Origin of the sequence: Brevibacillus parabrevis (assembly GCF_022701015.1) — a bacterium.
In the GTDB taxonomy this organism is placed as follows: Bacteria; Bacillota; Bacilli; order Brevibacillales; family Brevibacillaceae; genus Brevibacillus; species Brevibacillus parabrevis.
In genome coordinates this window covers 1,936,162-1,948,947 of record NZ_CP064090.1, presented here as the reverse complement: position 1 = coordinate 1,948,947, position 12,786 = coordinate 1,936,162, and the positions used below count along the sequence as shown (strand labels likewise).

Sequence of the window (12,786 nt, the reverse complement as noted above, 5' to 3'; positions counted from 1 at the left end):
TTATGAAAATAGACGTACCTACTCCCCGACCATTTCAAAAACGCCAGCGGCCCCCATTCCTCCGCCAATACACATCGTAACCACTCCGTATTTGCCGCCCCTGCGCTTCATTTCGTTCAGAAGCGACACGGTCAGCTTGGCTCCGCTGCAACCGAGCGGATGGCCCAGTGCGATAGCGCCGCCGTTGACATTGACCTTTTCCGGGTCGAGTCCAAGCTCGCGAATCACCGCGATCGACTGGGACGCGAACGCTTCGTTCAGCTCGAACAAATCCACATCTTCCAGGCCGATTCCTGCCAGCCTCAAAGCTTTAGGGATAGCGACAACCGGACCGATTCCCATCACATCCGGGTCGACCCCGCCTACCGTAAAGGAACGGAATTTGGCAATCGGCTGGACACCCAGCTCGGCTGCCTTTTCGGCTGACATCACCAATACTGCTGCCGCTCCATCGCTTGTTTGCGACGAATTTCCGGCCGTTACGCTGCCCTGGACGTGAAAGACAGGCTTCAGCTTGGCGAGCGCTTCCAGGGACGTATCTGCACGAGCACCTTCATCCTTGTCAAAAATAGCTTCACGAACATGCACCTTGCCCGCGTCATCGACGGAGTAATTTTTCACAGTCAGCGGAACGATTTCGTCCTGGAACTTGCCTGACGTGATCGCTGCCGTCGCTCGTTGATGGCTGCGGAGGGCAAATGCATCCTGCTCTTCTCTCGTCACGTTGTATCGTCTTGCTACTTCCTCTGCCGTGTGCCCCATGCTCATGTACGCTTCCGGCTTCGTTTCGACCAGCGCCGGATTCAGCGCGACCTTGTGGCCGAGCATCGGCACCAGACTCATGCTCTCCACCCCGCCTGCCACCAGGACGTCAGAGCTGCCGACCATAATTTGCTGCGCTGCATAGGCAATAGTCTGCAAGCCCGAGGAGCAAAAACGGTTGATCGTAATTCCCGCTACATTCGTCGGCAACCCGGCGCGCAATCCGATCAGTCGCGCCATATTCATGCCTTGCTCCGCCTCCGGTACGGCTGTTCCCATAATGACGTCCTCGATGTCCGCCGGGTCCAGCTGCGGGACGCGCCGCAACAAATCGGAAACGACCGCCGCTCCCATATCGACTGGATGCACGTCCCTGAGGCTTCCTTTTTTCGCTCGGCCGACCGCTGTGCGGGCTCCTGCGACGATAACTGCTTCTCTCATCGTTATCCCTCACCCTCCCCTAGTTGCGCAAAGGCTTGTTTTTCGTCAGCATATGCTGCATTCTTTGCTGGGTTTTCGGCGTCTTGATCAGGGCAAGGAACGCTTGCTTCTCCAGCTCCAAAATGTAGCTTTCTGTCACTTCCGTACCCGCCGGCACATTTCCGCCGGACATGACATAGGCGATTTTGCTTGCGATCAGCTCATCGTGCTCGGAAATGTAGCCGCTCTTTCTCATCGCGTAAATGTTTTGGCGCAAATTGGCGTAGCCCGTCTCCCCGATCACGCGGATTTTGCGCGGCGCAGGCGGCGTGTAGCCTTCTTGGTCCATCGCAAGCACAAGCTGTTTCGCATCGTACAAAAGGTGGTCCGCATTGACACTGATCCGGTCGGTCGGCCGCAAATAACCGAGATTGATTGCCTCCTGTCCGCTGGTCGACACTTTTGCCATCGCAATCGTTTCAAAAGCTCTTGCGACGAACGGGAACGGATCAACTGGCATGCTGCCTCCTTCCGGCACGTTTTCCATCGCCCTAAACAGCATTTCCTTCGTTCCCCCGCCGCCTGGCAACAGCCCGACACCGACCTCGACGAGTCCGAGGTACGTTTCTGCCGCTACTTGTACACGGTCAGCGAGATAGGTCACCTCGACGCCGCCACCGAGCGTCATGCCGAAAGGTGCTGCGACGACTGGACGGTGCATGTAGCGAATCGCGCGAGCGGCTTTGTGGAAGTTGCTGACGAGCATGTCTAGCTCCAGCCAGTTTTCATCCTGCGCCTCCATCAAGGCCATCGCGAGATTCATCCCGACGCAGAAGTTTTTGCCCTGATTGCCGATGACCAGACCCGCGAAGTTTTTTTGCACCTCTTCCGCAGCCTGGTTCGCCATTTGCAGCACATCCAGACCGAGCGCGTTATGGGGAGAGGTAAATTCCAGACACGCAACGCCGTCGCCAAGATCGATCAACGCCGCGCCTGCATTTTTCTTGATCAGCTTGCCTTGTTCTTTGAGGGCAGCGAGATTGATATTTTTCTTGTCTTCCTCTATCGCTTTATACTTGCCGCCGATCGAAAAGGCTTCGCGCCGTCCTTCCGCTTTCTGATAGAACGTCGTTTTTCCACTTGCCAAAAGCTCCTCGACCAGCGCCGGAATCTGTTCGTTCTCCGCGCGCATTTTGGCGACTGATTTTTCCACGCCGATCGCATCCCACGTCTCGAACGGACCAAGCTCCCAGCCGAAGCCCCATTTCATCGCCTGATCGACTGCGACGATGTCATCCGCGATTTCGTAAGCTTTTTCAGCGGAATACAGCAAAACTTTCTTGAAGACGCTCCAGACAAACTCGCTGCCCTTGTCCTTGCCGTATGCGAGCGCGCGCAGTTTTTCCGGCAACGTTTTTGCCGTCTTCGCAGCATCTAGGGAAGGGTACTTCGGCTTCACGCTCGGGCGATACTCCAAGGTGTTGATATCGAGCGCCAAAATTTCTTTTCCTTGCGCCGACTTGACCTGCTTGAAAAATCCTTGCCCGGCCTTTTGACCGATCCAGCGCTTCTCCACCATCTGCAAAACAAACTCCGGCACCGCAAAAACAGCCCGTTCCGCTTCATCCGTGCTCTTGTTGCGGACGTTCCCCGCCACGTGCACATAAGTGTCCAGACCGACGACATCCAGCGTGCGGAACGTGGCGCTTTTCGGCCTGCCGATGACCGGACCAGTCAACGCATCGACTTCATCCACTCCCAGGCCGAGGCGCACCATCTCGTGGATCGAGACTTGCAGCCCGTATGTACCGATGCGATTGGCGATGAAGTTCGGCGTGTCCTTGCAGACAACCATGCCTTTTCCGAGCACATGCTCCCCGAATTGCTTCATGAACGAGACGATTTCCGGGTCGGTATCATGCCCCGGGATCAGCTCCAAAAGCTTCAGATAGCGCGGCGGGTTGAAAAAGTGCGTGCCGAGAAAATGCTTGCGAAAATCGTCCGAGCGCCCTTCTGCCATCTCGTTGATCGACACACCGGATGTATTCGAAGTGACGATCGTCCCTGGCTTGCGATGGGCTTCTACCTGGGCGAAGACGCTTTTCTTCACATCGAGATTTTCCACGACTACTTCGATGATCCAGTCGACTTCTGCGAGGAGTGGCAGATGATCCTCGAAGTTGCCTACCGTGATCAGTTCCATGTTCTTTTTATCGTAAAGCGGTGCCGGCTTTTCTTTCAAAAGCCTGTCTTTGCCCGCTTGTGCAATCCGGTTTTTGACGACAGAATCAGCCAGTGTCAGTCCCTTTTTGCTCTCGTCCGCCGTCAATTCCCGTGGCACGATGTCAAGCAAATAGGTAGGAATCCCGACGTTTGCCAGATGAGCTGCAATTCCCGCACCCATGACACCGGAACCGAGAACCGCCGCTTTGCGAATTTTGCGTTCCATCTCCAAATCCTCCTTTAGAAATCCTCTGTCGAGGCTACTCACGGTTGTTGCCATAATCCCATAATTTTCTGACTACTAGATCATTTTATTTACTTCTACCATTCTTAAAGATATTCCTGTATGCAAAAGCTCATGTCTTAGTTGAATGAATACTCATTCATTAGATGGGCCAAAAAATACATCTCGCATATTGGCTAAAGCTCCCGCCTTGAGATGTCAGATCCGGCTGCCACTTACTGAGTCACCGTTCAGTTTTATTGTAATCGAAAATTCTGTCATTTGCAATCGTCACTTGTCGGTGCGGTATTAAAAAAATCAGGGCATTCGCTATGGATGCCCTGATTTTTTTGCCTATTTTTCGCTGTAGATTACCGCAGTAATTTTGCGTCCAAATGCATTGGCGTCTGCCTGCTCCAGCTTGTATTCGATTTGAAAATCTCCTTTTACCGGATCGGGATAAAAACCGATCAGCCAGAGAATTTTCGGATCATTGATGTCTACTTTGCTCGTGATCGTTACCGGGCCGTTGTACTTGGGAACTTGTGGGAGCGTGGCCATGCTTTTCAATGCGTCAGGACTAAATACGACGGACAAACGGGCCTGATCTTTTTTCTCCCAGGCCAAATTGGCTGAACGCAAATACAACTGAGCGATTTTTTGCTGCTGATTGATCGCGGCACGAAATTGGGCCAGCGTGTCTATGCGATAATAATCAAGCAAACGCTTCATGACTACAGCGTATTCTGCCCGCGTCATGACCTTGTCAGGCGAGAATGTCTTTTCCGTCAAAAACAGCTGAAACTCTCGAATAGCCAATGGGTAAGGCGAGTATGTATCGCGGTAATACCGATCCTGCTTCCACTCATAGAAGCTGTCGAAGTACGTAGCCGCGTCCTGTGGTTTTAGATTGGCTGTTCTGAATTTTTGCGGTGCAAGCACATGGAAGAGCAACAGGCTGGCCTCTTCTCTAGACAGCGACTGCTGCAAAGCTGCACTGGACAGCCACCATTTCGGATTTTCTTTCTGTTGCTTTTTGATCAACTGACCGCTTTCAGCGAGATACAAGTAATAGAGCATCCTGTCGCCAGGATCGTACGTCGACAGGGCATTTGTCTCGACTTGCCAAACCGTTTTCATATTGACCAGCAGCTGTTCTACTTCCCCCCGGAGCAGAAAGTTGTAGTCAAGATTTTCCTTCCGCTGCGGAAGATCGAGCGAACCGTATACTTTCTCAACAACGCGATTGAGCAGCGCCAAAGCTTCGCCGCGTGAAATCGGCTTGTTGGGATAAAACAAGTGTTTGCCGTTCGACTTGATAATCCCCAGGCTCGCCAGTTCATTAATTTGTTGCTCTGCCCAGTGTCCATCGATGTCGTCAAAACCAGCGGCGGCATTCGCTCCGTTCGTCCACACAGCCTGAACAAGCAGCCATGCCATCAAAAAACAGAGAGCAAAACGCTTCATCATGTTTGCAGTTACTCCTTTCTCCTTTGCCAGAGTCTTTATTCCCTTTTCCCTTGCGAGCGTCGCCCCGGAACCGACTATAGTCCCGAATGCAAAACGATCTCCCTTACATGTATCGGGCGGTATCACGCACTTCTTTATACCCTCTTTTCGCAAAATGTGCTCGGTAAAACGTCATAAGCAAAAAAAGCCGCGCTCCATCAAGGGGAGAACGGCTTTTGCAAGCATCCTAGCGTATCCTCACTCTTCGATCTTTTCCAGCCATCCTGGTCCTTTGGCAACAAGCAGTCTGTAAATCAAAAAATCGAGGAGTACAAAAAGCACAAAAAGTCCCAAAGCCGTGACCCAAAGCGAAGCCCCGATCAGGAAGTTAGCCACAACGACCAACCCTCCCGCCACCAAGCCGATCATAAACAGCAGCAACGTATTCATGTTTTGCTTTACTGCTTCCTGTTCTGAACCCCATCCAAGCTTGGGATGAAGCAGATCAATCGCGATGCCAGCCAGGTTGATGAACAGCACGGACGGAATCACGCACAAGGCAGCGAACAAGAGGAACTCGCCAGGCAGCGCCAGCAGCCAGGCAGCTTCGGCCAGCAGCACAAGAACACTGATGCCACTGAGGAGCAATCCCGGCAGCACCTTCGCCAATATTAGCTGCCCAGGCCCGATCGGCAATGTTTTATTGTAAAAAAACCCTTGCCCATCTCTGGAGATGGCTGTTACCGATGTACTATTCATGCTGCCCAGTATCAAAAACGCCCCGAACACGATCGCCAGGCCGATCCCGCCCGCCTGCTCGCCTTGCATGAGGCTTTGCAAATGCGCAATCAGCTTTTCGCTATCCTCGCGTGCCAAAAGCGGCAGCAAAACAAGAAGCGGAACGAGGATGCTGGATAACGTACAATTCAGCAAAAACGCGGGCGTTCGCCAAAGTATTTTCCATTCTTTTAAAAAGTAAGACGCAAGCCTGGAGCGCTCACGGATCAGCTTTTGAAAAGCGGCCTCACCGACCATTTTTCGCTTGGCTACCGCTTCGCTGATTCCCATTACCCCGGCAAAGTAAAAACGGTTTCCAATCACCAGAAACACGCCGAAGCTCGCCAGTGCCACCAGCAGGAAACTGGCGAGAAAGCCCCAGGAGAGCAACGTTCCGCTGTTTTGCAGGGCGAGGGCTGCCAGCTTGCTTGCCGGAAAGAACTGCGTAATCATGTTCAGCAGTCCGTTTTCCTGGCTGACGATCATCTGTTGCAACTGTTCAATGCTGTCCGCCTTGCTGCTGACCTGACGCTGCACAAACATCTGGAAGCCGAGCGCGACACCAATCGCCAGCAAACCGCTGATCAAGCGGAAGCGTTCCTTGCTTTTGCCTACGTTTGTGAAGCGCATGAACAGCATGACGACGAGAGCCGCCATCACGAGCGGCAAGATCGGCACCAGCAAAAAAATGAACAGGGCAAACAAATAGTAAAAAAAGCCCCCTCCGCTCTTCACTCCGTATGTTATCAGAAGCGGCCCCAGCAAGACCAGTGCCGTAAGATACTCATAGACCAGTGCAACCAGGAATTTGGCACTGAGAATGTGCCCAGGCGACAGAGGCAAAGGCAATAGCTGCTCCACATCCTGCGAGTAGTAAAAAACGCTCAGAACGTACAAAATTCCGAACATAAAAATCGCCAGGGAAGCCACTGTCACCCCGAGTCCGAGCAATGCGGCCTGCTGCCCAATCAGTTCCAGCCCGTCATATAGCGCGGAAAGAAAGACGACAGCCCCGAGAATCATCGGGATCATTCCCATGGCAATCGCAATCATAATCAGGACCGTCTTCCAGGCGCTGGCTTTTTGCTTCGTCCCTCCTGCATTTTTGAGCAGCACTTTTGTCAAACCCACTACTTTATTCATGCTTGGTCAACTCCAGGAACAAGCTTTCCAGCGACACGTCCGACTGAAAATGCTGCTGCATCTCTTTAAAGGTGCCGCAAAACAAAATTTTCCCCTTGTTGATGATCGCGACCCGATCACACAGCTTTTCGGCCACCTCAAGCACGTGGGTGGAGAAAAACACGGTCCGTCCACTGTCTGCATGCTCCCGCATCATTTCTTTCAACGTAAACGACGATTTCGGATCAAGTCCTGTGAGCGGTTCATCGAGAATCCACACTTCCGGATTGTGCACGAGCACGCCCATGATCATGATCTTTTGCCGCATGCCGTGCGAATAGCTCTGAATGGAATCGCCCAGTGCGCTCGTCATGTCGAATCTTCTGGCCAGCTCCATGATTCTCTGCCCCCGCACTTCTTTTGGCACCTGGTACATATCGGCCATGAAGTTGACGTACTCCAGCCCCTTGAGCCGCAAAAACTGATCGGGACTATCGGGCACATAGCCAAATTGCTGTTTGGCTTCAAGCGGGGTCGTGCCAATATTTTTTCCGTTAATCGTGATCTCGCCCTGGTCGGGGCGAATCACTCCTGTCACCATCTTGATCGTCGTTGTTTTTCCGGCGCCGTTTGGGCCAAGAAACCCGAATATCTCGCCTTTTGGCACGGTCAGCGTCAACTGGTCGACTGCTTTTGTCGCACCGTTGTAGCTTTTTGTCACATTCACCAGTTCAATCATGTTTGTCCCTCCTAGCCCGCGCTCTTTCCCAGCCTGTTTCCAGCAGCTTCCACCTTATGTATACGAACGGTCTTGCCCAAAAGTTGCGAATACGCAAAAGAGCCGTCGGTTCTTCCCACGGCTCCTGATGTATTCTGCCCGGCACGAGCCAGCAGATACCTTACGTATTTTCGTTTTAGTTTTGCGGCACAAAGCTGCCGTCGCGCAGCATGGTCAACTCGCCCATGATAAAAGCCAAATCCTCGGATTCTCCCATCGCTCCGCTCTCATCCAACGCTTCCAGACGGCGCAGCAGCATATTGGCGAAGTCAGGAATTTGAATAGGATGTGCTTCCATGTCAGCATCGTCGAGCACGTCATAGCTGGTCAGCGCTTCCAGATGGGTAACGATCCGGAATCCGCCGATTTCCCCCAAAAATTCTTGCTGGTTGATTTTCGATTTTTCCAGTTTTTGCAGCATAGACAGTACATCATTTGCTACTACGCTCGGAAAAGCTACCTGGTAAAAATTACGGTTTTTGGCATCGACCGTTTTGATGATCAAAATATCAATACCGTCCAGTTTTTTTGCCTTTTTTCCAAATCCAAACATTTATTTTCCACCTCAATTGTTCGATCTGCACAACTCTCTTCATGATAGACATAATCCGTGTGTCAGACAACCCCTATCCTGTTTCCTTTTTCCGCGCAAACCTCATCCTTTGGCAACTGGCAGCTTTTCTCTTGGTTATTGATCTCTTTTCCCACACACGCTAACAGGAAACTACCGTTTTTTCAAAAGAGGTGCGCCATGAAAAACAACTGGAAAAACTGGGTGATTTTTCTTTCTCTTTCCTTGCCTCTGTTCTCTGTCGGCTGCACGATGCCCGCCAAAGAGGAGAGCAAAAGCAAGACGAAAGCCCAAAACAAGCCTGTGAAGCTGTCCGCTATTCAGAAGCTCGGCGACAACAAAATGGACGTTGTGCTGTTTTTGAACCGCGCAGAGCATGTACTGGAAGAAGTGTATTTCGCGGCGCTCGACAACGCGAAAGGCAAAACCGTCTACGAAGATGGGCTGGTCTTCCGGGAGCTGCCGAAGCAATTTGAGAGCAAAGACAAAATCGTCGGCTACTTCGGTCGTTATTGGAGCATGCCGCTTGCTCTGTCCATGTACGACAAGCTGACTACCAAGCTGATCAAGGACAAAGTATTTGTCGCCATTCCGCGCGTGGACTATCCGGTTCTCATCTCCGTGCGCAATACGACAGTAGCCAAAAGCAACGGCGAGTTGGATGTCACGGTGCAGGACGCAACCGATTCGTCTTTTGCCTCCGACCGCACGCTGCGCTACCGTCTCGTCCGCGATCAGAAGACGAAGCGCTTCGAGATCAAGGCCAGGTCGGGAGCATATGGCAGCGAACAATTTCAATAACCCTCTTGACATTTCTTGTGGGCCTACAGAATAATAGTGAATTAATAAGCGCATAGTGATCGGCAATGACGGGGAACAGTAAAACCGCCCTTCAGGTCCAGAGAGCGAAATCCAGCGGCTGAGAGGTTTCGCCCATGAATCGGTTCGAACCCACCCCAGAGCATCCAGGGAAGACCTGGACAGGTTTCTTTCACCTGTTATCAAAGAAAGAGAGCCGGATGTTTGCGACTGGACTTCCCTGTCCGCAAACGTCAAATAAGGTGGTACCGCGTAAGGCTAAACATGCCCTTTCGTCCTTAATCAAAGAGACGATTGGGCTTTTTTTATTGTCCTAGCTAGGAGGTTAAAGCATGAAGAAGGGAAAATTGCGTCTCGTTGTCAAAGTGGGCAGCAGCTCGATTGCCGCTGTGGGCGGTGGAGTTGATCCCGCAAAAATGTCGCTGCTCGTCGCAGCCATCAGCAAGCTCCGCGCGGCCGGGCATCAGGTTGTACTCGTTTCTTCGGGAGCAGTCGCAAGCGGTTATCAAAGTCTCGGCTATCAGCAGCGCCCCCGCTCGTTGGCAGCAAAGCAGGCTGCCGCAGCCATCGGCCAAAGTCTGTTGATGCAAACGTACACGCAAATGTTCGCTGCCCACCACTTCAGCGTGGCGCAAATTTTGCTGACGCGGGGGGACTTCTCGCACCGGGAGCGGTATCAGCACGCTTTTCAGACGCTGTCGCTTTTGCTCGACAAAAACATTTTGCCGATCATCAACGAAAACGACACCGTATCGGTCGCAGAGCTGACCTTTGGCGACAACGACATGCTCGGCGCACTGGTCGCAGGCTTGGTACACGCCGATTTGTACATGATTCTCACCGATACGAACGGACTGTATGACAAAGACCCTCGCTACCATCCTGACGCCCAGCGGATCAGCTCGCTTGCAGAAGTCACGGACGAAATCGAGGCACTGGCAAAAGGGGCGTCGCAGCTAGGTACTGGCGGGATGCGCTCCAAACTGATTGCAGCGCGAACGGCGCAAGGTCTGGGGATTCCAAGCTTTATCGGAAAATTGGCGCAACCAGCAGATCTCGTGCAAGCGCTGGCAGGCAACGGCGATGGCACTTATGTCGGCTATCACCCGGAAGCTCCTTCCTCCTCCGGCGTTTCTACCCGCAAACAATGGATTGCGCTGCACTCCCCTGTTCGCGGCACGATCACGGTCGACAGCGGAGCGGCAGAAGCGATTTTAGAGAAAAGCCGCAGCCTGCTTCTCGCGGGGGTGCGCGAAGTCTCTGGGAAGTTCGCGGAAGGCGAAGTCATTGAAGTGTATTGCGACGGTTCCCTGATCGGACGGGGCGTCAGCAGATATGGCGCTGACCAGTTGCTCGCTTCTCTTTCTCCTTCCAACTTGACGCGACGCAGCGGCACAGTCATACATCGCGATGAATGGACACCGACACGGTAAGCGTTTTTTAGCGCCTTTTTATAGACAAAGAGACAAACAAGGAGTTGGGGAGAAAATGAAAAGCTTGAAGGAAAACGTGCTGGCACAACTCTCACTGGCAAAGCAGGCTTCGCGGCAGATGGCTCTGCTTGGCCGAGCGGAAAAAGACAAAGCTCTCACGGAAATCGGGAAAAAGCTGCTGGCAGATACAGAGATCATTTTGGCAGCCAACGAACAAGATATCGCCAAGGCGGAAGCTGACGGGCAACCCGCTTCCTATCTCGATCGCTTGCGTCTGACGCCTGCGCGGATGACAGATTTGGCAGACAGCCTGACTTCGCTGGCGGCTCTTGACGATCCCGTCGGGCAGCAAATCGACTCATGGACCCGGCCCAACGGTCTTGTCATCGAGCAAGTTCGCGTTCCGCTTGGCGTCATCGGCATGGTGTACGAAGCCCGGCCGAATGTCACGGTAGATGCGGCAGCGATCGCGCTCAAAACCGGGAATGCCATCGTCCTGCGTGGCAGCCACAGCGCGGTTCACAGCAATCTGGCGCTCGTCCGCTCGATTCGCGAAGCGCTGGCGGTCGCTGACCTTCCGCAAGAAGCTGTCCAATATTTGCCTTTTGCCGAACATGAATCTGTCGACGTTTTATGCACCGCCAACGGACTCGTGGACGTCATCATTCCTCGCGGCGGCGCCGGGTTGATTCAGCGGGTGCTAAAGCTGGCAAGCGTGCCTGTGTTGGAGACAGGGGTGGGCAATTGTCACATCTACGTGGATCAAGCCGCCCGCTACGACATGGCGGAAGCAATCGTGGTCAACGCCAAAACAAGCCGACCTGCCGTTTGCAACGCTGCGGAAACGCTGTTGATCCATGCAAGCTGGGCGCACGATTCCCAGCGCTCCCTTTTGCAGAAGCTGCTGGCAGCCGGGGTCGAGTTGCGCGTCTGCGAAAAGACGCGAGCAGTTCACCACGATCTCGCCGACTTGTTGGTCAGCGCTGAGCCGACTGACTGGGATACGGAATACTCCGATCTCGTCCTGGCTGTCCGCACGGTGGACAGTCTGGCAGAAGCGATTGAGCACATCGCCACACATAGCACAGGTCATTCCGAAGCAATCGTGACGGAGGACTTGGAGGCAGCCCGGCACTTTTTGGCTTCCGTCGATGCTACTGCCGTCTATCACAATGCGTCTACCCGCTTCACCGATGGCGGCGAATTTGGCTTCGGGGCCGAGATCGGCATCAGTACGCAAAAATTGCACGCTCGCGGGCCGATGGGACTGCCTGCTCTCACCTCTTACAAATACGTCGTGCGCGGCACGGGACAAATCCGCTAGTCCAAAAGGAGGATAACAGCTATGAGCAACCAAGCAACCGCCATCACAAACGGACGAATCGGCTTTCTCGGAGCCGGCTCCATCGTCGAAGCGATGCTCTCGGGAATTTTGAAAAAAGGCTTGATTCAGGCTGAGCGAATGACGGTGACAAACCGGAACAACCTCGAACGGCTGGAGGAGCTGGCTACTGCCTACGGCGTAAGCACCTCGACGGACAAATTCGCAGTAGCCCGCACGTCCGATATTTTGATTTTGGCAATCAAGCCAAAAGATGCGGGGGAAGCGCTGATGGAGCTTCGCGGAAAAGTGTCTCCCCATCAGTTGATCATTTCCGTAGTCGCTGGCGTTTCCACCAGTTTGATCGGGGAATGGCTGGGCGTTGACTGCCCGATCATTCGCACGATGCCCAACACTTCTTCTGCTGTCGGGCTGTCCGCAACCGGGATGAGCGCCAACGCTTTTGTTCAGCCAGAGCAGCTTACTCTCGCTACGCGCCTGTTCGAAGCGATTGGCACCGTGTACGAAGTCGCGGAAGAAGAGCTGGATATTATCACGGGTCTGTCCGGCAGCGGTCCCGCCTACATTTACTACCTGGTCGAAGCCATGATGGGCGCTGGTGCGACAGCGGGACTGGATCGGGAAATGGCCCGCCAACTGACGCTTCAAACCGTAATCGGAGCCGCTACGATGCTGCTGGAAACAAGAGCGGAGCCAGCCTTGCTGCGCAAGCAAGTGACCAGTCCGGGAGGAACGACGCAGGCTGGGCTTGCCGTGTTGGAATCGTATCAATTTCAGGAGGCCGTCACCGCCGCGATTTTGCGGGCGACAGAACGGTCCAGAGAAATGGGTGCCGAGTACCGCTGAGCTTTTGTCCCTCTTCTGCTT

At 53.4% G+C, this 12,786-nt stretch carries 10 protein-coding genes; 4 read left to right on the top strand and 6 right to left on the bottom strand.

Features of this window, described 5'->3' with window-relative positions; all coding sequences use genetic code 11:
• Positions 1-18 precede the first annotated feature (18 nt).
• From IRJ17_RS09255 to IRJ17_RS09230, 6 genes are all read right to left on the bottom strand, one after another.
• Positions 19-1,203, bottom strand: a complete 1,185-nt coding sequence (locus tag IRJ17_RS09255; RefSeq protein ID WP_122964413.1) for an acetyl-CoA C-acetyltransferase — start codon at positions 1,201-1,203, stop codon at positions 19-21.
• A 19-nt stretch (positions 1,204-1,222) separates the two neighbouring features.
• Positions 1,223-3,631 (bottom strand): 3-hydroxyacyl-CoA dehydrogenase/enoyl-CoA hydratase family protein, encoded by a 2,409-nt coding sequence (locus IRJ17_RS09250; RefSeq protein ID WP_173598515.1) that lies wholly within the window; start codon positions 3,629-3,631, stop codon positions 1,223-1,225.
• A gap of 351 nt (positions 3,632-3,982) precedes the next feature.
• On the bottom strand, positions 3,983-5,098 hold the full coding sequence (locus IRJ17_RS09245; protein ID WP_242774429.1) for an S-layer homology domain-containing protein: 1,116 nt from the start codon (positions 5,096-5,098) through the stop codon (positions 3,983-3,985).
• Between the two features lie 237 nt (positions 5,099-5,335).
• Positions 5,336-6,997, bottom strand: a complete 1,662-nt coding sequence (locus IRJ17_RS09240; RefSeq protein WP_173596704.1) for a putative ABC transporter permease subunit — start codon at positions 6,995-6,997, stop codon at positions 5,336-5,338.
• Complete coding sequence (locus tag IRJ17_RS09235; RefSeq protein WP_122964409.1) at positions 6,990-7,715, bottom strand: ABC transporter ATP-binding protein; 726 nt, start codon at positions 7,713-7,715, stop codon at positions 6,990-6,992. The genes IRJ17_RS09240 and IRJ17_RS09235 overlap by 8 nt, the downstream gene beginning before the upstream one ends.
• A gap of 175 nt (positions 7,716-7,890) precedes the next feature.
• Positions 7,891-8,307 carry a hypothetical protein gene (locus tag IRJ17_RS09230; RefSeq protein WP_063227286.1) on the bottom strand — a complete coding sequence of 139 codons (417 nt, stop codon included), beginning with the start codon at positions 8,305-8,307 and terminating at the stop codon, positions 7,891-7,893.
• Positions 8,308-8,505: 198 nt separating this feature from the next.
• Between IRJ17_RS09230 and IRJ17_RS09225 the strand changes: the two genes are divergently transcribed.
• The 4 genes from IRJ17_RS09225 (at position 8,506) to proC (ending at position 12,765) form a co-directional block, all read left to right on the top strand.
• The gene (locus tag IRJ17_RS09225) at positions 8,506-9,126 is read left to right on the top strand and encodes a hypothetical protein (RefSeq protein ID WP_122964407.1); all 621 of its coding nucleotides are present in this window, start codon (positions 8,506-8,508) and stop codon (positions 9,124-9,126) included.
• Between the two features lie 350 nt (positions 9,127-9,476).
• On the top strand, positions 9,477-10,577 hold the full coding sequence (gene proB, locus IRJ17_RS09220) for a glutamate 5-kinase (protein WP_122964406.1): 1,101 nt from the start codon (positions 9,477-9,479) through the stop codon (positions 10,575-10,577).
• A 55-nt stretch (positions 10,578-10,632) separates the two neighbouring features.
• The gene (locus IRJ17_RS09215) at positions 10,633-11,901 is read left to right on the top strand and encodes a glutamate-5-semialdehyde dehydrogenase (protein WP_242774427.1); all 1,269 of its coding nucleotides are present in this window, start codon (positions 10,633-10,635) and stop codon (positions 11,899-11,901) included.
• A 21-nt stretch (positions 11,902-11,922) separates the two neighbouring features.
• Positions 11,923-12,765, top strand: a complete 843-nt coding sequence (proC, locus tag IRJ17_RS09210; RefSeq protein WP_173596700.1) for a pyrroline-5-carboxylate reductase — start codon at positions 11,923-11,925, stop codon at positions 12,763-12,765.
• Positions 12,766-12,786: the final 21 nt, after the last annotated feature.